This window comes from Exiguobacterium sp. s133 (assembly GCF_018618595.1).
Classification (GTDB): domain Bacteria; phylum Bacillota; class Bacilli; order Exiguobacteriales; family Exiguobacteriaceae; genus Exiguobacterium_A; species Exiguobacterium_A oxidotolerans.
Genome location: NZ_JACSMK010000002.1, coordinates 49635 through 72216 on the forward strand (window position 1 = coordinate 49635; position 22582 = coordinate 72216).

19 protein-coding genes, 1 riboswitch and 1 other annotated feature are annotated in these 22582 nt (G+C 45.5%); of the genes, 3 read left to right on the forward strand and 16 right to left on the reverse strand.

The window, feature by feature from the left end; all coding sequences use genetic code 11:
• Positions 1-199 precede the first annotated feature (199 nt).
• The gene (locus tag KNP96_RS02835) at positions 200-1465 is read left to right on the forward strand and encodes a BaiN/RdsA family NAD(P)/FAD-dependent oxidoreductase (protein ID WP_214768770.1); all 1266 of its coding nucleotides are present in this window, start codon (positions 200-202) and stop codon (positions 1463-1465) included.
• A gap of 60 nt (positions 1466-1525) precedes the next feature.
• Here KNP96_RS02835 and KNP96_RS02840 read toward each other — a convergent pair whose 3' ends face one another.
• The 5 genes from KNP96_RS02840 to KNP96_RS02860 form a co-directional block, all read right to left on the reverse strand.
• Positions 1526-2506 carry a hypothetical protein gene (locus KNP96_RS02840; protein WP_214768772.1) on the reverse strand — a complete coding sequence of 327 codons (981 nt, stop codon included), beginning with the start codon at positions 2504-2506 and terminating at the stop codon, positions 1526-1528.
• A 132-nt stretch (positions 2507-2638) separates the two neighbouring features.
• The gene (gene leuS / locus KNP96_RS02845) at positions 2639-5044 is read right to left on the reverse strand and encodes a leucine--tRNA ligase (protein ID WP_214767963.1); all 2406 of its coding nucleotides are present in this window, start codon (positions 5042-5044) and stop codon (positions 2639-2641) included.
• 46 nt (positions 5045-5090) lie between these two features.
• Positions 5091-5313, reverse strand: a binding site (T-box leader).
• Between the two features lie 39 nt (positions 5314-5352).
• Positions 5353-5997, reverse strand: a complete 645-nt coding sequence (locus KNP96_RS02850; protein ID WP_088837655.1) for an HAD family hydrolase — start codon at positions 5995-5997, stop codon at positions 5353-5355.
• 61 nt (positions 5998-6058) lie between these two features.
• The gene (locus KNP96_RS02855) at positions 6059-7090 is read right to left on the reverse strand and encodes a peptidoglycan bridge formation glycyltransferase FemA/FemB family protein (RefSeq protein ID WP_214768774.1); all 1032 of its coding nucleotides are present in this window, start codon (positions 7088-7090) and stop codon (positions 6059-6061) included.
• 174 nt (positions 7091-7264) lie between these two features.
• A complete protein-coding gene (locus tag KNP96_RS02860) occupies positions 7265-8440 on the reverse strand; it encodes an MDR family MFS transporter (protein ID WP_088837658.1) in 1176 nt (391 codons plus the stop codon).
• A 126-nt stretch (positions 8441-8566) separates the two neighbouring features.
• On the opposite strand from KNP96_RS02860, the gene mnmM reads away from it, so the two are divergent.
• Positions 8567-9202 (forward strand): tRNA 5-(aminomethyl)-2-thiouridylate-methyltransferase MnmM, encoded by a 636-nt coding sequence (gene mnmM, locus KNP96_RS02865; RefSeq protein WP_157898525.1) that lies wholly within the window; start codon positions 8567-8569, stop codon positions 9200-9202.
• Positions 9203-9240: 38 nt separating this feature from the next.
• Here the strand turns inward: mnmM and KNP96_RS02870 are convergent, their stop codons facing one another.
• The 3 genes from KNP96_RS02870 to metK all read right to left on the reverse strand — a co-directional run bounded on the left by KNP96_RS02870 (position 9241) and on the right by metK (position 11861).
• The gene (locus tag KNP96_RS02870; RefSeq protein WP_088837660.1) at positions 9241-9945 is read right to left on the reverse strand and encodes an alpha/beta fold hydrolase; all 705 of its coding nucleotides are present in this window, start codon (positions 9943-9945) and stop codon (positions 9241-9243) included.
• Positions 9946-10022: 77 nt separating this feature from the next.
• Positions 10023-10511 (reverse strand): GNAT family N-acetyltransferase, encoded by a 489-nt coding sequence (locus KNP96_RS02875; protein WP_088837661.1) that lies wholly within the window; start codon positions 10509-10511, stop codon positions 10023-10025.
• Positions 10512-10652: 141 nt separating this feature from the next.
• Positions 10653-11861, reverse strand: coding sequence for a methionine adenosyltransferase (gene metK / locus KNP96_RS02880; RefSeq protein WP_088837662.1), 1209 nt, complete (start codon positions 11859-11861; stop codon positions 10653-10655).
• 129 nt (positions 11862-11990) lie between these two features.
• Positions 11991-12117: riboswitch (SAM riboswitch) on the reverse strand.
• A 232-nt stretch (positions 12118-12349) separates the two neighbouring features.
• Between metK and pckA the strand changes: the two genes are divergently transcribed.
• Positions 12350-13918 carry a phosphoenolpyruvate carboxykinase (ATP) gene (pckA, locus tag KNP96_RS02885; protein ID WP_214768776.1) on the forward strand — a complete coding sequence of 523 codons (1569 nt, stop codon included), beginning with the start codon at positions 12350-12352 and terminating at the stop codon, positions 13916-13918.
• A 67-nt stretch (positions 13919-13985) separates the two neighbouring features.
• Here pckA and KNP96_RS02890 read toward each other — a convergent pair whose 3' ends face one another.
• The 8 genes from KNP96_RS02890 to KNP96_RS02925 all read right to left on the reverse strand — a co-directional run bounded on the left by KNP96_RS02890 (position 13986) and on the right by KNP96_RS02925 (position 22579).
• Positions 13986-15242, reverse strand: a complete 1257-nt coding sequence (locus tag KNP96_RS02890; protein ID WP_088837664.1) for an EAL and HDOD domain-containing protein — start codon at positions 15240-15242, stop codon at positions 13986-13988.
• A 164-nt stretch (positions 15243-15406) separates the two neighbouring features.
• Entirely contained in the window at positions 15407-16147 is a 741-nt protein-coding gene (locus KNP96_RS02895) for an alpha/beta hydrolase family protein (protein ID WP_239456741.1), read from the reverse strand.
• Positions 16119-16592 (reverse strand): RNA deprotection pyrophosphohydrolase, encoded by a 474-nt coding sequence (gene ytkD / locus KNP96_RS02900; protein WP_029331221.1) that lies wholly within the window; start codon positions 16590-16592, stop codon positions 16119-16121. The genes KNP96_RS02895 and ytkD overlap by 29 nt, the downstream gene beginning before the upstream one ends.
• A 133-nt stretch (positions 16593-16725) precedes the next feature.
• A complete protein-coding gene (locus KNP96_RS02905; protein WP_029331222.1) occupies positions 16726-18075 on the reverse strand; it encodes a glucose-6-phosphate isomerase in 1350 nt (449 codons plus the stop codon).
• 113 nt (positions 18076-18188) lie between these two features.
• Entirely contained in the window at positions 18189-19355 is a 1167-nt protein-coding gene (locus KNP96_RS02910; RefSeq protein WP_214768778.1) for an iron-containing alcohol dehydrogenase, read from the reverse strand.
• Positions 19356-19482: 127 nt separating this feature from the next.
• Entirely contained in the window at positions 19483-19875 is a 393-nt protein-coding gene (gene yugI / locus KNP96_RS02915; RefSeq protein ID WP_012371159.1) for a S1 domain-containing post-transcriptional regulator GSP13, read from the reverse strand.
• Between the two features lie 1203 nt (positions 19876-21078).
• Positions 21079-22122, reverse strand: coding sequence for a ribonucleotide-diphosphate reductase subunit beta (locus tag KNP96_RS02920; protein ID WP_214768780.1), 1044 nt, complete (start codon positions 22120-22122; stop codon positions 21079-21081).
• Positions 22091-22579 carry a flavodoxin domain-containing protein gene (locus tag KNP96_RS02925; protein WP_029331225.1) on the reverse strand — a complete coding sequence of 163 codons (489 nt, stop codon included), beginning with the start codon at positions 22577-22579 and terminating at the stop codon, positions 22091-22093. Before KNP96_RS02925 ends, KNP96_RS02920 begins: the two co-directional genes overlap by 32 nt.
• Between the last annotated feature and the right edge of the window lie 3 nt (positions 22580-22582).

Below are 22582 nucleotides of genomic sequence, written 5' to 3' on the forward strand. Positions count from 1 at the left end.
CTACCTCTAAGCGAAGCGTAGGTGGAGGTAGTTCAACGCTTGACAACCTATAATATATTGTCTCAATTAACAAGTTCTATGATGCACAATTGCAAATCATTATACCGCTCCCCTCTCATAAAAGAAAGAGACGGTTTGTTTACAGACCGAACTTCTGCTAAAGTGGAACAAGCAGAAAACTATTCAATGAGGTGACAGCATGTACGATGTAATCGTAATCGGAGGCGGACCGAGCGGCTTGATGGCAACGCTCGCCTCTTTACAAGCAGGCGCGAAAACACTCCTGCTCGATAAAGGAAATAAATTGGGAAGAAAACTTGCGATTTCCGGTGGCGGGCGTTGTAACGTCACGAATCGTAAACCGCTCGACGAACTCGTCCAGTCGATCCCAGGAAACGGACGTTTTTTATACAGCGCCTTTTCACAATTCAGTAACGAGTCGATCATCGACCTGTTCGAAGGGTTTGGTGTGGCGTTAAAAGAAGAAGATAACGGGCGGATGTTCCCTGTCTCGGATAAAGCAGCTGACGTCGTCCGTGTCTTGATTGATCAAATCCGAGCGCACGGTGCCGAGATTCAAACGAATGCAGAAGTCGCGTCGCTCGAGTTTCACACAGACGGTTCATTTGCAGCCGTTCTCATGCAAGACGGCACACGCCTTGAAGCGAACAGTTGTGTCGTTGCAGTCGGTGGACAATCCGTGCCCCATACGGGTTCGACCGGTGACGGGTACCCATGGGCTGAAAAAGCCGGTCATACGATTACCGAACTTTTCCCGACCGAAGTCCCGATCTTACTGAACGATGCTTCTATTCAAGCGAAATCACTTCAAGGGCTCTCGCTCCGCGACGTCGCTTTGACGGTTCACGGAAAAAAAGATAAAGCCATTAAAACACACACGGGTGATTTGCTCTTTACGCATTTCGGGCTGAGTGGTCCGATCGCACTACGTTGCAGCCAATATACAATCAAGGAACGCAAACGCTCCGGCGAACGAATCGTTCATTTATCGGTCGACTTATTCCCAGAAGAATCAATCGGAGCATTGACGGAACGTTTTCAGGCTGCGCTTGCAGCCAATCCGAAAAAAACCGTCCGAAACGCCTTAAAGGGATTCGTACCGGAACGTTTGCTTGAATTACTCTTCACACAAATCGGTTTTGGTGACGAAGTTTGTACGCAAGTGAAGAAACAAGATTTCACGCAACTGCTGACAACATTAAAACGTTTCCCACTTCATGCGACCGGGACACTTGATTTTGATAAAGCCTTCGTCACGGGCGGAGGGGTCTCAATCAAAGAAATCCATCCAAAAACGATGATGTCGAAAAAAGCAGACGGTCTATTCTTTGCCGGAGAAATTTTAGACATTCATGGTTATACCGGCGGCTACAACATTACAGCTGCTTTTGTAACAGGACACTGTGCCGGAACGAATGCTGCTCTACTCAATCAAACGACGTAATTAAAAAAAGGTGTTCGTTCGTGATTTTTTTCACGAACGGACACCTTTTTAATTTTTTGATCAATCGATCGGGGTAAACGAACGGCTCGAAAATTTGTCTGTTTCGACCAAAGCAAACAGTTCATTGTCTTGAACAAAGATTCCTTCTGCTCCGTATACTTTCGGACTTGCAGATTCTCCCGTGATCGTCTTATCCTTCGCATCAATCGAATAAAGATACAAGGAATCGGAGTCCAACGTATAGATGCGCCCTTGTCGTTCTGCGAGTCCAATCGGACGGAAATTTTCTTCAAATGCTTTTTTTGCATCTGCTCGCATACCATCTGTAGCATCGATTCGATCTCGCGTAACAACCGTCAAATACGGAGGTTTCTGCTTTTTCTTGAGTTTCTTTTTCTCTTTTGCTGTCGCATCAGGACCAATTTTAATTTCATCTTGCTTCATTTTAAAATACGTCAATTCGATGCGCCCTAACGACCGGATGTTATTGATCGTGTAAAATTCTTTTTCTTCAGCATCGTACCCAAGCCCATGAAAATTATCTCGAATGGTCGTGCCTTTGATTTTTTCACGCGTTTCTTCCGACCATGCACCGTCTTTTCGCGTAATCGTCACAAGAATTTGATTTGATGTCAGTAATGCAACCGTTTCACCATCAACGAGTGCCATTCCATCAAGCCCTGCGAGTAACAGTTTGCCATCATTCTTCAATTGGAAGGAAGCATTGATTCGCTCGCCCGTCCCACTGACTTCAAAGAAATGATAATCTTCCGTCACAACAAGATAGGAACCAATCGAATCATCATATAACATCTGTTGAACATCCTTGATTAATGGTTCTTCCGGATTCGGAATCGAAGAAGGAAGGCTTGGCGGCACTTGTTTGACAGCCGCTTGGTGTTTTGATTGCGTCTCGATTTTTGTGAAGGTCTCTTGAATTTGCACTAACGTCTCTGGTTTTGAGAAGACGAGTAGAATACAAAGGATCAGACCGGAGACGACGGCAAAAATCGTTGTATAGACTATATAGGATCGTTTCATTTACACAGATCGCCTTTCTCTCTCGGTTTCTGATTCAGTGTAGCAGAAGGCGCACTAAAAAAAAAGCGGACGCGAGACTGAATTCAAAAACAATCCCCTTCCCCCATGACTACATGGGCAAGGGGATTCGTATTAGTTTGCTACGATATTGATGAGCTTTTTCGGTACGACGATGACTTTACGAACCGTCTTGTCGCCAATCCACTCTTTTGTTTTTTCATCTGCAAAAGCGAGTGCTTCGATTTCTTCTTTTGTTGCGTCGATACTGATTGTCAATTTTGAACGGACTTTTCCGTTGACTTGAATGACGAACTCTATCGTATCACTGACGAGTTTCGTTTCATCATATGTCGGCCATGCCGCATACGTTAATGTCTCTTCAAACCCTAGTTGCTCCCATAACTCTTCCCCGAGGTGAGGTGCGACTGGTGTCAACAACTGAATGAATCCACGAAGGAAGTGACGCGGTAACACTTGCTGTTTGTTCGCTTCGTTGACGAAGACCATCAACTGCGAAATCCCTGTGTTGAATTGAATGTTCGAGAAGTCTTCCGTCACTTTCTTGACGGTCTGGTGATAGACACGTTCAAAGTCGGCATCAACCGTCTCGACATCTTGAATGTCTGCAGTCCGTTCGAACAAACGCCAGACGCGGTCAAGGAAGCGACGTGCACCGTCGAGCCCATTTTCCGACCAAGATACGGACGCATCGAGTGGTCCCATGAACATTTCGTACAGACGAAGCGTATCTGCTCCGTGTGATTTGACGATTTCATCCGGATTGATGACGTTCCCGCGTGATTTCGACATTTTTTCGTTGTTTTCGCCAAGAATCATCCCTTGGTTATACAGCTTTTGGAATGGCTCTTTTGTCGGAACAACGCCGATGTCGTATAACACTTTGTGCCAGAAACGTGCGTACAGTAAGTGAAGGACCGCATGTTCTGCCCCACCGATATAAATATCGACCGGAAGCCAGTATTTTAATTTCTCCGGATCCGCGAGTGCCTCTTCATTATGCGGATCGATGAAACGAAGGTAGTACCAGCAGCTACCGCCCCATTGTGGCATCGTGTTCGTTTCGCGGCGTCCTTTCATCCCTGTCACAGGATCCGTATAGTCGAGCCACTCTTCTGCAAGAGCAAGCGGCGACTCTCCTGTTCCCGACGGTTTGATTTCAGGAATCATCGGAAGTTCAAGCGGCAACTCTTCTTTATCCAGCGTCTTCATCGTTCCATCTTCCATATGGACGACTGGAATCGGCTCGCCCCAATAGCGTTGACGGCTAAAGAGCCAGTCACGCAGACGATACGTAATTTTCTTCCGTCCGACTTGGTTCGTTTCGAGTTCCGCGATGATGGTTTCGATTGCGTCCGCCTTCGAGAGACCGTCGAGCATTTGTGAATTGACATGCTCCCCTTCTCCCGTATACGCTGCTTCGTCGACATTTCCGCCTTTTACGACTTCGATGATTGGAAGGTCAAACTGTTTCGCAAACTCATGATCGCGTTCGTCATGTGCCGGAACGGCCATGATGGCACCTGTTCCATACGTCGCAAGAACATAGTCGGCAATCCAGATCGGAAGACGTTCGCCAGAAATCGGGTTGACGGCGAACGCACCCGTGAAGACACCTGTCTTCTCTTTTGCAAGATCCGTCCGTTCAAGATCCGATTTCGTCTGAACAGACGCGATATAACGTTCGACTGCTGCCTGATGTTCTGCTGTCATGATGTCCGCGACGAATGGATGCTCCGGTGCTAAGACGAGGTACGTTGCGCCGAAGACTGTATCCGGACGTGTCGTGAAGACCGTGACTTGTTTTTTGTGGCCGTCAATCGTAAAGTCGATTTCCGCACCTTCCGATTTACCAATCCAGTTCCGCTGCATTTCTTTCACCGACTCCGGCCAATCGAGTTCATCTAAATCGTCGAGGAGACGGTCCGCGTATTCCGTAATCTTAAGGACCCACTGGCGCATCGGGACACGGACGACGGGATGATTTCCACGTTCAGACAATCCATCGATGACTTCTTCATTCGCAAGGACCGTTCCAAGTGCCGGGCACCAGTTGACTGCCACTTCATCGACGAACGCAAGTCCTTTTTCGTACAGTTGTGTAAAGATCCACTGTGTCCATTTGTAGTATTTCGGATCCGTCGTATTGATTTCACGGTCCCAATCATATGAAAAACCGAGGTCTTTCAACTGACGTTTGAACGTTTCAATATTTTGTGCCGTGAACTCACGCGGGTCATTCCCCGTATCGAGTGCATACTGTTCTGCCGGGAGTCCGAACGCATCCCATCCCATTGGGTGAAGGACGTTATACCCTTGCATCCGTTTCATGCGAGCGAGGATATCCGTTGCCGTGTATCCTTCCGGGTGTCCGACATGCAGTCCTGCTCCCGATGGATAAGGAAACATGTCGAGGGCATAAAAGCCTTCCTTACTTGGGTCTTCCGTCGTTACGAACGCGTTATCCTGTTCCCAGCGCGCTTGCCATTTTGGTTCAATCTCACGATGATTATACGACATCTATTCTTCCTCCTCTGATTAAAAAAACCGGTCCTCCGCCCCTAAGAATAGGGACGAAAGACCGGTTTGGCTTCCGCGGTACCACCCACGTTGTCTGTCAATGACAGACCGCTTGACTCACAGATAACGGTGTGAAGGACCGGATTCGCTACTCGTTGTTCACGAATCATGCTCCCTGACGAGTTCATGGACAGTTCCGACTGGTTTGCACCACCCACCAGTTCTCTAAACGGAATGTCTCCACTACTACTTCAGTTCGTTGCATCTGACTATCTATTAGTTAGTTTAATCTGAATCTTAATCAACCGTCAACGTTTCCGTAAAATTTCTCCAATCGCAGCATGTGTTGAAACCTGATGATCCGCGTGATGTAACATCTGCCCCGGCATCCGGTCGTCGAGTAACGCGATGACTTCCATCCCAGCTTTTTTCGCCCCCATCATGCCGTTCGCCGCGTCCTCAATGACGATACATGACTCTGGGGCGAGACCCATCCGTTTTGCTGTCAGCTCGAAGATAGCTGGGTCCGGTTTAGAGCGCGGGACTTCAAAACCGCTCGTGTAGGCGTCGACTGTCAACCCATAAAATGCGATGACGCGTTCAATTTTTTCAAGCGAACTCGATGATGCAATTGCAATCCCGTAACCTTCGCTTCGAGCGATACTCATCAACTCATGAACTCCTTCCTTTAATCCACAGTCTTCCGGCTTGGCGTGTTGTTGAAATAAGTCATGTTCCTGTGCAAGTAACACATCCGTTTGATGCGGTAAGCGATGTTGTTCAATTAATTCCTGCCACATCTCGTCGCCCGTCTTACCCATGAAGGTCGCATATTGAACTAAATCAAGTGGAATCCCGAGTTGATGAAACATTTTTTTATGTACCCCAAAGTAGCGAATTTCACTATCTAAAATGACGCCATCCATATCGAAGATTAAACCCCTCGTTTGCATCCCATTCACTCCTTTTTTTGATTTTAACAAAAAAAACGACAGTGATGGACTGTCGTTTTTATCATTTCGAAATCAGTGTTGGTTGCGAACGATATCCCGGAAAATAATGTTCCAACTCTCCGTCTCCATAGAGCTGGCACAGTTGTTCATATTGAGCAGGCAGTAGAACATTTTTTCCTAAATGATATTCAAATAAACGATAGCCCGTATAGCGACACTTACTCTCGAACAGGCTATCACGCTCTTTATACCCGCCACCTAAATGCTGTTCGACCAACCCGGCATCTTTCGCACATAAAATAGCCTCAAATTCTAACCGTTGATTTGGATAGACCTTATGTTCATCCCGCTTACAGCCAATCAAATGACCATGTGCAAATTCTCGGCCAAGTAAAACGAAGTAACCTCCGATGATTTCCTCGTTAAGTTCTGCAATCAAGAGGAGCGGCGTACAGAGGCTCGTCGACTCAAATAACTGTTCGAAGTAGTCTCGAGAAAAGTAGTAATGGCTCGAGGCATCCTTTCGGTCCATCGTCTGATAATACAACTGAATGAATGATTGTAAATCTTCGTGTGTCCCTCGTCGGACAACTAAGTCAGAAGCCAATGATTTCCGAACCATACTCCGCGTCTTTTTATGAAATGTCTGTGTAATTTCTTCTACGGATGGTCGTAAGTCGATACTCGTAGTATGTCGAATAAATTCTTTTTGCGTCCAGTGGTGCGCAAACCGCTGATTTTCAGTCAACGGATTGTATCGGATCAACTCTGTGACAATCTTTTTCTGCAACGCCCAGTCATAAAAGGAAGTTCGAGCCTCTGCCCACTCTTTTTCAGTCAAATCACCCACCACTTCAGGGCCGCCATATCCGTATGGAGTAATCAAATCCCAATACTCCGTATCAAAAATAGCTCGTTTTAAGAAAGGATAAAACAGTTTCCCGGCCTCTCCTTGAAAATAAATCAACCCGGGATGTTCCCCTTCTCGTGCATTTAACATAACGTATTCATAACTGTAAAAGATGTCTAGCGGCTGATTGCAAATAAGTGCTGTCCAAGTTGCTTGATCGTCGATGAAAACGCACTTTGCCATTCTGGTACACCTCCTGTTAAAAAAAAGACCATAAAAATAAAATTAAATTTCTTTAATTTGGTTAATTAATTAAATTTTACCTCTTTAAATTATTACCCTATTTGATTTTTTTTATTCCGTCCAGCAAAAAAAAGACCAACTATTTCATTTTCGAAACAGTTGGTCTAAGATATCTTAATTGATTTTAGGAATTGCTCGAACAAATACGATACCTGCAAGTAAAATTAATCCGATTAGCGTCAAGAAGACTGCGTTCATTCCAGATAAATCGTAAATCAATCCACCGACCGTCGGACTAATCATCCGTCCAGCGGAAGCCGCAATGTTGACGTACCCTTGGAATTCCCCTTCTTTACCGATCGGTGCAAGTCGTGCCGCCATCGCAGGGACAGCTGGCCAGATGAACATCTCTCCAACCGTTAAAATGACCATCGCAACAAGAAACATTTCAAAACCTTCAGCAAACGGTACGATGAGATAGGATAATAAGAAGATGCCCGTTCCCGTCAATAATTGACGTTTTAAATCATCTCCGAACCATCTTAAAATCGGCGTCAAGAGCGGTTGTGCGAAGACGATTAATGCTCCATTGATTGTCCATAAAATCGAGTACTCGGAAATCGTCACACCAAGTGATTTCGTGTGGACGGCAAACGTTCCTTGCCATTGTACGTAAACGAACCAAAGCAACGCATACCCGACTGAAACGTAGAGCATCGTCCGAACCGACTCCTTCGATAACGGCTCACGGACTTCTTCCGTCGTAAACTCTTTTTGTCGTTTAACCTGCGGCGCCTGAATCCAGTTCAAACCTATGAACAGAACAATCGCAAACACTACATAGAGCAATAAGTTCGCGATGAAGATAAATTGAATATCAATCGCAGCAATTTGACCACTGACTGCCGTACCGAGCGCAACTCCAACGTTTTGTGCTACATAGATTGCATTAAAGGCACGTCGTCCGCCTTTTGGCCAAATCAGACCGGTTAATGCGTAAATCGTCGGGAACACCATCCCCCCGACGAAACCGATCAATCCAAGCATCGTCACATAACCAATGAATGTCTGATGGAACAACAGCAGACCAATCGAAGCAATCACGAGTCCGATGACACTGATGATGAGCGTCCGCTTCCCACCTAAACGATCAAACGCTTTTCCACCCATGTAATTTCCGACGATTGCGAGCGCAGAGTTGACGAACAAGGCCATTCCTGCCTTGGTCATGGATTCGCCTAAGTATTCATGAATATATAATGTATTAAACGGCCATAAAAAAGAGGCTCCTGTCGTATTGATCGCCATCGCCAACACGAGGATCCAGACCGCACGAGGTAATTTCGGCATAATAGGTGTCCTCCAATATAGTTCTCACCCTTGCCACTTTACGAAATTGTTCTGTGCTCTGTCAAGAAACTTCATTTTGAATGAATTATCGGAATAATGGTATAATCAGGAACAAAAGAATACGTGATGAACGAACAAAGAATAATCTTACTTGAACAGGAGTCTGAACCCATGTCACTAGCCCGCGTCTTACCTTATGCCAAAGAACTCTTAGAATCTGTCATCCACGAAGGAGATTGTGTCGTCGATATGACTGCCGGAAATGGTCACGATACCTTGTTTCTTGCGGAACAAGTCGGACCAGACGGTCGTGTCATCGCCTTCGATGTACAAGAACAAGCGATTGAAGAAACGAAACGTCGTCTAGAAACCGCTCACGTCAAAGAGTGGGTCGATCTTTACCACGAAAGTCATATTCATGTTGGCGCACGCCTCGTTAATGAAGCCCGTCCGATTCGAGCGGGCGTTTTCAATCTTGGTTATTTACCAGGAAGTGACAAGTCCGTCACGACGACCGGTGAAGATACGTTAGAAGCGCTAGGTGCTTTGTTACCCGTCCTCGTACCCGGCGGTTTAATCGTCCTCGTCATCTATCATGGACATGTAGAAGGAAGACGTGAACGGGATGCTGTTCTCGATTATGTCGAAAGTCTTTCGCAGCAAGACTACGCCGTCTTACAGTATCGTTTTCTCAATCAACAAAACAATCCACCTTTCATCATCGCCATCGAAAAAAAATTAAAAAAGCAAACACTCGATTAATAGCAAAAGACGCTGTCAGCACGACAGCGTCTTTTTTGTCATTCCTCAACCATCTTCAAAAAAAGCAATAATTTTTCAGCGAACCGCGTATTGAGACGTTCAAAGCTGAAATGCGGAAATCCATGGAGCCGTTGAAGATAGATTTGATCGCCACCCATTTTCCGGCAAATCTCTAACGTATATTTTACGTCCGCGAATTGATCGTCCGGTGCATAAAAACAAGCGAGGTTGACTCGCGGTAGTTTCTTCCGCTCTTCATCATGTAAGACGATTTCTTCTTCAATCTCCCGGTACTGTGCATATGTCAACTCACCGAGACGTGCCGTATCTTCACTATTTTGACCAAACGGCAACATCCCGAGTGGCGCATCCGGTCGAAAACGATCGAATGCACTTGCAAATACTTGTTTGACGCCACCGAGTTGTTTTGAATTATGCCAATCAAATAACGGCGAAATATACGACAAACTCGCAATCGGCAATTCATATTCCTGCAGTAGCCGGTTGACGACGAGTGCGCCCATGCTGCAGGCGATGATATGAATCGGTAACTTTCGTTTTCCGGCTTCTCGTAAAGCATCCTTCAGCAGTTGTTGATGTTCCTCAAGCGATATCCGGCGCGGAGCATCTACACGTAACACTTCATAATCCTTTTCAAGGACTCGAATTAACGCATCGCTCGGCGTCGCTCGCAGTTGAAGGGGATAGACAAGTACGATAATTCCTGTTGCTTGATCTTCCACAAACTCACCTCTTCATACAAGTATCTCTGTATTATAACGTTTACATCTTGATGTCAAAACCATCTTAAGTTGGATTTTCATTCATATATACGCTTTAAGCGTGTCACAGGTTCCACTTGACCGAAAATTTCTTCAGTCGTTTCACTTTCTTCTTTAAAACCGAAAGAGACTAGAAACTGGCGCGCTTTATAATTTCTTGATTCAACGTAGACTTCAATTGGGGAAGCACCTTGGTGTTCAAGTTCACGAATCAACTTTCGCCCAATCCCATTTTGTTGATATTTCGGTAGTACGTACAAGCGAACGATTTCCCACGTGCCGTCAACATCGATTGCATGGATGAAACCGACGATTTCTTCCTCGATAATGGCGACATTGAAATATTCTCCCCGCGCTTCCTCCGCCGTCCGAATTGCTCGAACGACTTCTTCTTGCGGATACGCCTCTTGTACGAAATGGGCTTTCGAGCTTTCCGAGTAAATCTCTTCATACGTATCCATCCAAGAGGTGATGGCAATATCATGAATGCGTGCCGCATCAGTAGGAATTGCTTCGCGTATCTCCATATCGGACTCCCCCTTTTTTCCGTTTACCGGTACATGTTCTTTTACCCTGTTCTAGAAAAATCATTCGTTTCCCTCCAAAATTCGAGACAAACAAAAAAAGTTCAGAAACAAACTCGTGCGAGTCTGCTTCTGAACTGAAAATTAAGCGAATCGTTTCGCTTGTTCTTCAAGAATTGCTGCTTTATCAGTTTGCTCCCATGGTAATTCGATATCTGTACGACCGAAATGACCATAAGCTGCTGTCTGACGATAAATCGGACGGCGAAGATCAAGCATCTTGATGATCCCTGCTGGGCGAAGATCGAAATTTTCGGCAACGAGTTCGACGAGTTGTGCTTCTGGAAGTTTACCTGTTCCAAACGTATCAACTGCAATCGATACTGGGTGCGCGACACCAATCGCATACGCAAGTTGAACTTCTGCTTTATCTGCAAGACCAGAAGCTACGAGGTTTTTCGCGACGTAACGTGCTGCATATGCTGCAGAACGGTCAACTTTTGTTGGATCTTTACCAGAGAATGCGCCGCCGCCATGACGTGCATAGCCACCATACGTATCAACGATGATTTTACGTCCAGTTAATCCTGCATCACCTTGTGGTCCACCGATGACGAAGCGACCTGTCGGGTTAATGAAGAACTTTGTTTCCGCATCGATGTATTCTGATGGAATCACAGGTGCGATGACATGCTCTTTCAGGTCTGCTTGGATTTGCTCAAGCGTCACTTCTTCTGCATGTTGTGTTGAGATGACGATTGTATCGACACGAACCGGTTCGTTGTTCTCATTGTATTCTACAGTTACTTGCGTCTTACCATCCGGACGGAGGTAGTCAAGTTGTCCAGTTTTACGGACTTCTGCGAGACGACGAGCAAGTTTGTGTGAAAGTGAGATCGGAAGTGGCATCAATTCAGGCGTTTCTTTCGTTGCATAACCGAACATGAGACCTTGGTCCCCTGCACCGATTGCATCGATTTCTTCATCTGACATGTTACCTTCGCGTGCTTCAAGCGCTTGGTCAACACCGAGAGCGATATCTGCTGATTGCTCATCGATTGAAGTCAATACAGCACAAGTGTCTGCATCGAAACCATATTTAGCGCGTGTATAGCCAATCTCACGAATTGTTTCGCGAACGACTTTCGGGATATCGACATAAGTCGATGTCGTGATTTCACCTGCGACGAGGACAAGTCCTGTCGTGACAGATGTTTCAGCAGCGACACGAGCATTCGGATCGGCTGCGAGGATTGCATCTAAGATAGAATCCGAGATTTGGTCACAGATTTTATCCGGGTGACCTTCAGTAACTGACTCCGACGTAAATAGTCGGCGATTAAGGTTTGTCATGTTTGACCCTCCCAAAAAAGAATTTGACGGTGTACTCATTTCCCCTAGTTGAGTGGGACGGTAAAATGAAAAAAAACCTCTCCATGTCCAAAAAATGGTCAGGGAAAGGTTGTGCGTTCTTCCTTTACCCTCTTATCGTTCGAAGTGTTTACTTCGCTTCAGGAGAGCACCTTTTCCTTCATTAATAGAATTCTTAATGTAGGACGGTTGCCGGGTTTCTTCGGGCCTTGTTCCCTCCACCTGCTCAGAATAAGAGTATCCGTTACGAATTACATGATATAAAGTTGTGACCACTCTGTCAAGCTACGTTTTAATTTCTAGTCGAAACTTTCCCGAAGAGATGTTAAACTGTTAATGCTGAAAGCGTTTCCAAATAAATAGAAATCAGCGCTAAAAAAGGATTGCTCATCCTTTAGTATGTCATATATAATAAATGTGTCATACTAAATGTCAGAGCTAAACCAACGTAGGGGAAAGGTGGGGTCAGGATGCCGATGACGGTCCTGAATATCGAAGAGCTACTCAAGAAGGAGCATGTGTTCAAACAACTATCTGTTGCTGAGCTAGTCGAACATGCAATTCGTAACGAAGAAGGGGTTCTTGCTGAAAATGGCGCTCTGTCTGTAGAAACGGGGAAATTTACAGGTCGTTCACCTAAAGACAAGTTCATTGTTCGCGATCAGTCATGCGAGTCACATATCGATTGGGGCCATGTCAATCAACCGATGGAAGCAGACAACTTCGAGCAACTTTTACAAAAAGTTCTTCGCTACATGAATGAAGCAGATCAGCTCTACTACACAGAAGCTGCTGCTGGTGCAGACACTCATTTTACCCTTCCGGTTCGGATCGTGACACAATATGCTTGGCATAATTTGTTTGCAAAACAACTATTTTTGCGTGAATATCCGACAGAAGCTGCTTTTGAGCCTTTCACGGTTATTTATGCGCCTCACTTCAAAGCAGATCCGAAAGTCGATGGAACGAATTCCGAAACGTTCATCGCCATGTCATTCGAACATCGGATTGTCTTAATCGGTGGAACAGAATATGCGGGCGAAATCAAAAAATCGATTTTCTCTGTCATGAACTACCTTTTACCTCAACGAGACGTCTTATCGATGCATTGCTCGGCTAACGTCGGTCATGAGGGTGACGTCGCCTTATTCTTCGGATTATCCGGTACTGGTAAGACCACACTGTCTGCTGACGACAGTCGTCAATTGATTGGTGACGATGAGCACGGGTGGTCCAACGACGGCGTCTTCAATATCGAAGGTGGCTGTTACGCAAAAACGGTCAACCTATCGCGTGAAAAAGAACCACAAATCTTTGATGCGATTCGGTTTGGCACTGTCCTTGAAAACGTCGTCCTCGATGATGCACGAATTCCTGACTATGATGATACGTCAAAAACGGAAAACACACGGGCCGCTTATCCGATTACAGCGATTGATAATATTGCAGTACCATCACGCGCCGGACATCCGAAAACAATTGTCTTTTTAACAGCTGATGCTTACGGCGTCCTGCCGCCAATCAGTAAGTTGACGAAGGAGCAAGCGATGTATCACTTCTTATCCGGGTATACATCGAAGTTAGCCGGGACAGAGCGTGGCGTAACAGAACCGGAAGCGACATTCTCGACATGCTTCGGTTCACCCTTCTTACCGCTCATTCCTGAAAAATATGCAACGATGCTCGGTGAGCTCATCGACCGGCACGGTGTCACGGTTTACCTCGTCAATACAGGCTGGACGGGTGGCGCATATGGGACGGGAAGTCGGATGAAGCTTGCATATACACGGACGATGGTCAATGCAGCTGTCAACGGCACACTCGCTGATATCCCGACGGAAGAGCATCCGATTTTCGGGCTACACATGCCGCTCGAAGTCCCTGGTGTCCCAAGCGACTTGCTCAACCCTGTCAAAGTTTGGTCGGATGCTGATGCGTATGAACAACAAGCACGGGCTTTGGCGACTAAATTCAAACAAAATTTCACACGGTTCGACAGTGCAACTACTGAAATCAAATCAGCAGGGCCACGTGTTTAATTAAATTAAGATAATTAAAAGGCACCAGACACTGTATGTTCAGTGAGCTGGTGCCTTTTAACGTCCATCAGACGATTGAATCTTCTTCATCCGGTTGCAAATGAAGTTCTTTTTTAGTCAACCAATCTTGACTCTCTTTTAATAGTGCATAGGCACGCTGTTTTGAAATACCAAAACGATGGGTTAGTTTTTCAAACTGTTCAAATTCACCACGGTCGGCACTAATCGCGAGCAATAAACAATCACGAAACGGATGATCTTTTCCTTGTAACACGATTTTCAACGTCGACTCGATTGGTAATTGATCAATGATTTCATCAATATCGACTGACAGTAATGCATCGATATGCGAGAGTAAGCCAATCATGTAGGCACTTTCCGGACGTAACGTCTTTGTTTCAAGTGCAAATAACTCGCATAACTTGGCACAATGCAGTGAAGAACGCAACAACTCGTCTGACCACTTGTACGGACTCGCAAGTCGCATCTCTCGTAAAACGATTAACGAAATCCAACTTTTAAGTTGTGAAAACCCGAGTAGTGAAATCGCTTGACGAACGGATTCGACGGTATTTCGAAGACCAATCCCGGGAGAATTGATGAGCTGGAGGACTTGCACACTAATGTATGGATTTCCTTCGATTTCATCGACGACTTGGTCATAATACTCATCTGATTCGAGCCACTTCAACATCTTTAACAATACAGGCAATTGTGGCGGAACAGCCTTCCCTTTCATCAACATCGGTTTTGCATAAAAATAGCCTTGGAACCAGTCGTACCCCATGCTCAAACTACGAAGATGATCTTCATGCGTTTCGACACGCTCTGCCAACAAACGGATATGCGGATAGTTTCGTTTAACGATATGTAAAATCGCACTTTGTTCACGTGGGTTGATTGCTTCGATATCAATTTTTATTAAATCAATTAAATCAAACAACTCTGGACCATGATTTCGTAATAAATCCGTCACGAAATCATCCAAGGCCAATTGAAATCCAGCCTCTTTCCATTTTTTCAAAACCGACAGCATATGTGAATCGATGACGACGGTCTCAAGCACCTCGATGACAAATCGTTCCGGATCTAAGTGATCAATCAGCTCACCTTGTAATAAATCACCGGTGAAATTGATGAATAAACGTTTTCCTTCTGCCACTCGATCGACACCTAAATGGACGAGCGTATTCGTCAACACGTCCATCGTCGCTAATTCACCATCAAAAATAGCAGGCGCTTCCACTGAACGATATAATAATTCAAATGCATCGATGGCACCGGATCGATTCACGATTGGTTGTCGTGCCAGCAAGATTTCCATCCCGTTCTCCCCTTTTGTCTTCCACCCTATTGTTCACTTCATATTTTCTAGTATACCAAATATTGTTTTTTGTTTAAAAAATGCTTTTTTAAAACATATCAATGTTACTGATTTCCTAAAAAAAGTCACCCCGGCTGTTCGAGGTGACTACATCCTATGTTCCATCAGCGCAACATCCAATCGATGATTTCCTTCGTCACAGCAAATTTTTCGTGCAACGGAAATTGATGGGCCTGCTCGTAAATACGAAGCCGCGTCTGACTCGGATAGCGCGCAGCATAATTCGTTGCATGACGTAAGCGAACCTTTTGATCGTACCGTCCGTGAATCAGCAAGACTTGCCCTTGTGGAGCGGCGTAGAGCGGCGAACGGATTTGATACGCTTGTTGTTGCGTCTCTGGCAATCCACCCGTGAAACGGCGTAACATTTTTTGCATCGTTCTCTGTTCTTCATATGTCCAGACGAGATTCGTCACCCCTGCCCATGAGACCGTGCGCGCGACCGGGCGATGATGTGCCAACAACAAGGCCATCTGCCCACCACGAGAGAAGCCAAACACCGAGACGCGTTCCGCGTGACGGGTTAACCAATCATATGCCCCTGTTGCATCACGAATATCATGATGACCAAAATCTTCCTTCCCTGTGCCTCCTAAGTTCCCTCGGTAAAAAGGGGCCATGACTAAAAATCCGGCTTGAGCAAACTGCATCAGTCGCGTCGGTCGAACCATTCCGATATTACGTGTCCCGCCACGTAAATACAGCATCCCTTGCCCATTCGGACGTGTCGGTAAAACGACATAGGCACCGACCCGTTCGTGATCAGATGTTTCATAGTATATACGAAACGTCCGGAAGGGACCTTGCTTCGGCAATTCAAACCAATCGGCGTTCGGCGAGTACACGAAGTGTCTCCGGAAGGACACGGTCCTTCATCATAAAGCTGTATTTTCGATTCGCGTCAAGACGCTGCGGGAGGTCGTCCAACAAAAAGGCTCCGTCTGTCTCATCGACAGCGAGATGCGGAACGAGTGATTCGATTTCGGCGAAGTAGATATTCTTAATGATTGTATCGCCTCGTCCTTCGACACGATATTGACCAATGTAGGCGAGGCTTGCGATGCTACCGCCTGTCTCCTCCATCACTTCCCGGCGTGCCGCTTCTTCCGCTGTTTCACCCGGTTCGACTTTTCCCCCAGGAAACTCGTACCCGCGCTGCTTATGATGCGTCAATAGCCATTTCCCCTCGTACACGGCAATGACCCAGACATGGAGAGGTTTTGTCGAGAAAGGATGATCATCGAAACTCAACTCAACTTGATTTTGATAGTAATCTAAAAATCTAATCACGTACGTGCACCTCATTTCTTCTTCTACCTTCACTTTACCTGTTTCGAAAGCATTCTAAAAGTGAAAGTGCGTAGGAATCGAGGAGAATGACAAAAAAAGGCATCCCCTGTCATCCAGGAGATGCCTTTCCAACTTATTTCAAGCGTGCTTCGAGCTCTGCTTTTTCTGCTTCAAAACCAGGTTTTCCGAGAAGTGCGAACATATTTTTCTTATATGCCTCAACACCCGGTTGGTCGAATGGGTTAACTCCAAGAAGATAACCGCTCATCGCGCAAGCTTTTTCGAAGAAGTAGAACAAGAATCCGAGATGGTACGGCGTCATCTCTGGTAATTCGACTGTTAAGTTCGGAACTTGACCATCTGTATGAGCAAGTAACGTCCCTTCTGCCGCTTTATCGTTGACGAATTGGATTGATTTCCCTTCGAGGAAGTTCAAGCCGTCAAGATCTTGTGCATCTTTTTCAATCGTCAATTCATGACGCGCTTGACCGACTTTAATGACCGTCTCAAACAAATCACGACGCCCCTCTTGCACGTATTGACCCATCGAGTGTAAATCTGTCGAGAAGTCGACCGCTGCCGGGAAGATCCCTTTGAAGTCTTTTCCTTCTGATTCTCCGTACAACTGTTTCCACCATTCTGATACATAATGTAACGCTGGTTCGTAGTTAACGAGAAGCTCGATCGTTTTTCCTTTTGCATATAATGCATTTCGGACGACAGCATATTGATATGCTTCATTTTCAGCCAGGTTTTCGTTCGCAAATTTCTCTTGTGCGTCACGCGCGCCAGCCATCAATTCTTCGATTGAAATACCAGCAGCAGCGATTGGCAAAAGACCGACCGGTGTCAAGACAGAGAAACGTCCACCGACATCATCCGGAATGACGAACGTCTGGTATCCTTCTGAGTCAGCAAGTGTTTTTAACGCCCCACGTGCTTTGTCCGTCGTTGCATAAATTCGGTTTTTCGCTTCAGCCTGACCGTATTTCTCTTCCATGAACGATTTCAACAATCGGAATGAAATTGCCGGCTCCGTCGTCGTCCCTGATTTAGAGATGATGTTGACCGAGACGTCTTTTCCTTCAAGCACTTCAAATAAATCGTGCAGATACGTCGATGAAATGTTATGACCCGCATAAATGATTTGTGGCGCCTTCCGCTCGTCTTTTGATAACAGGTTGTGGAAGGAATGACCTAACATCTCGATTGCGGCACGCGCTCCGAGGTAAGATCCACCGATTCCGACGACGAGCAAGACGTCTGAATCTGATTTGATTTTTTCAGCTGATTCTTGAATGCGAGCGAACTCCGCTTTGTCATAGTTCGTCGGTAAGTCGACCCATCCGAGGAAGTCGCTGCCGGCACCTGTGCCATTATGAATCGCTCCATGTAATGTCTTAACCGTGTCTGCCATGTAATCTACTTCATGTTGCCCTACGAATTGTAATGCTTTCGAATAATCAAAACGTACCGTTGTCATTCCATCGTCCTCCTTATTCATTCGCAAACAAATGCGACCTTCCTTCTCATTAAAACGCAAGAAGGAAGGTCGTTCAAGTCTTTTGTGAAAAGATTAGCAAATGTTAGAGAAACTTATAACGCTGCCGTTACGATTTCACGAACATCTTCATTACCAAGTGATTTGAAGTTACCGAAATCACCGCGTGTCATTGCTGACTTGACGATTGAATCGACTGTATCTTCTTTAATGTCGTAGTCCGCGAGACGGTTTGGTGCACCGAGTGATGTCCAGAATGCACTGATTGCATCGATCGTCGCATGAGCTGCTTCGATTTCTGATTTACCTTCTGTGTCGACGTTAAAGACGTTTTCACCGAGTGTGACGAAACGATGTGCGTTTGACTCGTCTAACACGTGGCGCATCCAGTTCGGGAAGAGGATTGCAAGACCACCTGCGTGTGGGATGTCATGAACCGCTGAGACGGCATGCTCGATATTATGTGAAGCCCAGTCACCGCGTGCTCCCATTTGAAGTACGCCGTTAAGTGCCATCGTACCTGCGAAGAGAATCGTTCCGCGAAGTTCAATGTTTTCAAGATCGTTGACGAGTTTTGGTGCTGCTTCGATGACAGCTTTCATGACGCCTTCTGTCATCCGTTCTTGGACAGGTGCGTGTGCTGTGTGGAAGTACTGCTCAAGACAGTGACTCATCATGTCGACAATCCCGTAAATCGTTTGGTCTTTTGGAACACTGACCGTGTATTTTGGATCAAGGATTGAGAACGTCGGGAATGTAAGCGGGCTACCCCAACCGTATTTCTCTTGCGTTTTCCAGTTCGTGATGACAGAACCAGAGTTCATTTCTGAACCGGTTGCTGCAAGTGTCAAGACGGTACCGAATGGAATGACTGTTTCCGGAGTCGCTTTCCCGATGACGAGATCCCATGCTTCACCTTCATACGGAATACCTGCTGCGATCAGTTTTGTACAGTCGATGACAGAACCGCCACCTAGTGCGAGCAATGCATCAACACCTGCTTCACGTGCGATCTTAATGCCGCGCTCTGCTGTTTCGATGCGTGGGTTTGGTTCAACGCCATCACATTCGACGTATTCGATTCCTGCTTCGTTCAGTTCGCGTGTAACGTCGTCATAGACGCCGTTGCGTTTAATACTTCCGCCACCAAAGACGAGCATGACTTTCTTAGCATTTAGTGTTTTAAGTTCTTCTTTGATTTGGCTGACTTGACCGTCACCAAAAATTAATTTCGTTGGATTGCGATATTGAAAGTTTTCCATTGTGTGTTGCCCCCTCGATAAGTAATGAACATCTTACATTATCCACACATTCCCCTTTCGCATCTATTTTAATGCTTATAACGTAAAAAAAAAGAGAACCGACCGATGTCGATTCTCTTAAAGATTCTTATTTTTGGAAGTTTGATTTTTCAATCCATTCTTCCAATTTGCCTTTTAACACGTTGAAGCCAGGAGCTTCTTCTTGTTTGAAAGCAGGACCTGCATCGCGGCGTCCAGCGTTTTTGCGTGGGCCTTTAGCGCGTGCTTCGCGTTTTGGAGCTTCCTGAGTTGCTTTGATCGAAAGCTTCATTTTTTTGTTAGCTTCGTCGATGTCGAGAACTTTAACAGTTACTTCATCGCCAACTTTTACGTAATCGTTGATGTCTTTTACGTAATCGTGTGAGATTTCTGAGATGTGGACGAGACCTTGTGTTTGCTCGTCAAGTGCTACGAAAGCACCGAAGTTTTGAATACCAGTTACTTTACCAGTAACGACTTGGTCTTTTTCAAAGTTTGCCATAGTTTATACACTCCCTAACTAAATTCATCAACTTATAATAACATACTTTTTACGGATGGTAAAAAATATTTTTTAAATTGTTTATTTTTTATTTTCCGAGGGAACATTTTAGTAGCAAGACTTCAAGTATTCCCCCTGATTCTGCCGGACTTTTCGAGTCCGGCCCTTTTTTTTGCTTTCTTGCTTTTTTATTAAAGGAAAAGAGAAAAATATGTAAAAAAGACAGCAACGTGTAGACAAACGATTAAGAAGCGTAAACATGCGATAACAAGAGGCAATCCGTTCGCGCTTCCCTGTCTCGCCTCGTCTTTAAAGCGTCTGCATGGCTGGATCTTCCTCATGGTATTCCTTAAAAAGCGTCACGTTTCGTTGACTCCTACGGGAAAAGTGCGTTTTCAACGCACTTTCAGAGGCAGGCAAGACCCTGCTCATTGTCCGTTAGGATTAAGGAGCAACGGCTTGCGCCTCGCCCGAGGAAAGCAACGAAAGAAGACGCTTGATCTCCCGATAACACGTTGTCTACAGTCTGAAAAGGACACGTCCGGTCTGCTCGCTTTCCGCGGACAAGTCATCATGCCGCTTCAGATGCGTTGCATCTTCCAGGGTCATGATTAACTTGTTTTTCCGCAGGAGTCGAGCATGACCTCACCTGTCCTAGATTATATGAAATTTCACAGTGAAGCAACCATAATTTAATTCAGATTGATTACTCAATTAAAAGTCGAAACGTAATTGGCAATGGCCATTTACGAATGAACCTGAACGAAAGTGTGCGTCAATCCAATTGTTTCCACGGTAATGACCGCAGACCCAATGGGAATTTCTATAATGCGGAATAATTTTACACATGAGAGTTCCACTCCTTCCCTATTAAGCAGGGAAGATTCACTATTCAACTTTAATTAAATAATAAAGAGATTTACCTAAAAACGCATATGTAGTATTGTTTAATACAACACAATAATACTATTCTTGTTCGAAAAGGCACGCCAATGCTTTTTCGAACGCAACGCGCAGTTGAAGGCTCATTCTTTCCTGCCGTATTAAAGCAGTTGCGCTTTAGCAGCTGCTTTTTTTTGTTCTTTTCGAACCACCCCCTTAAAAATCAAAATTTTCGGTTTTTTTCGGCGTTAGAAAAAGAACTAACTGATTTTGTAGATAAATTTACATCAGTTAGTTCTTTCTGCTTACATTTTATTCGGCTTACAAATCGTCAAATCCGTTCGCATCCGTCACTTTTGCATACGAACGTGATTTTTGTTCGAAGAAATCGGATTTCGTCGCATTCATCGAGTCATCCGAATACGCACGAATCCACGGCATGACGTCCTCGTCATGTCCTTCATAGAGATGGGAGAGACCAATGACACGAAGGCGCTTGTTCGCGAGATATTTGACGTAATCACGCATTTCACTGACATCTAGTCCATCTAAGTCACGCAGGACATACTCACTCCACTCGATTTCGAGATCGACGGCACGCTCGAATGTGGCATACACGAACTTCGTGAATGAACCATCGGCATCGATTTCCGAGTGTTCCGTCAAGACGGCACGCAACAATTGACTGATGAAGTACGAGTGTTGCAGTTCGTCTCGCTGGATGTAACTGATCATCGTCGACGTTCCGACCATTTTTTGATGACGCGCTAAGTTATAGAAGAAGGCAAAACCAGAATAGAAGTTGATTCCTTCAAGAACGATTGATGCGACGAGTGATTTCGCAAAGTTTTCCGGTGTCCGGTCGTTTTGGAAATCTTCATATAAATCAAGAATAAAGGCATTCCGCTTCATGACCATATCGTCATCTTTTGCGATATCGAAAATCCGGTTTTGTTCCGAAAGTGGAACGAGACTCGATAAGACATAGCTGTACGACTGGTTATGGACGACTTCCTGTTGCGCGATGATCGCAAGAATTGCATGAATCGATGCATCTGACGTGAACATCGCCGACTCTAGGATGTAACGCGTTTGGACCGAGTCTAAGATTGATAGCAGACCGATGATCCGTTCAAACGCATCTTGTTCTCGCTCACTCAACTGGTTCCACTGTTGCATGTCTTTTGACATCGAAATCTCATCCGGAATCCAAAAGTTCGACAAAAGCTGTTTATAGATTGAATAAAACTGCGGATAGGCGATATCGTTCCAGTTGACGATTGAACTCGTCTCCCCACCGATAATCGCTGTCGCACGATTCGGATGGCGGGCATCAAGCAGTTTGATCTTTTGTAACTGTTCCATGTTGTTCGACTCCTTCTTGCTGTAATTGCAGGATCGTTCGTTTCGTCCATTCTTTGACGGTATGCGGACGATTCCGTGGTGACTGTTCGATTTTTAACAGTTCACCGGCGAGCGGCACACCAAATTTCGCGAGATGGTAGGCCATTTCATCAACGGCGCGGCAGTACTTGACGAACATCTTATCGCCCGTACCGAAGACGGCAGCTTGCGGAATTTTGTGCGGACTTTCCTTTAAGACAAGCTTCAGGCAGTCACGCATTTCATCCGGTAATTGACCGTCGCCCCATGTGTAAGAACCAAAATAGACGATATCATAAGGTGCTAATTGATATGTCGTCACATCATCAGCGAACATCATCGTTGGTTCGACGTGCATGTCGGAACAGGCTTTCGCAATCAGTTCCGCAACCTCCTCTGTGTTACCGCTCATTGACGCATATACGATTGCTGCCTTCATGAT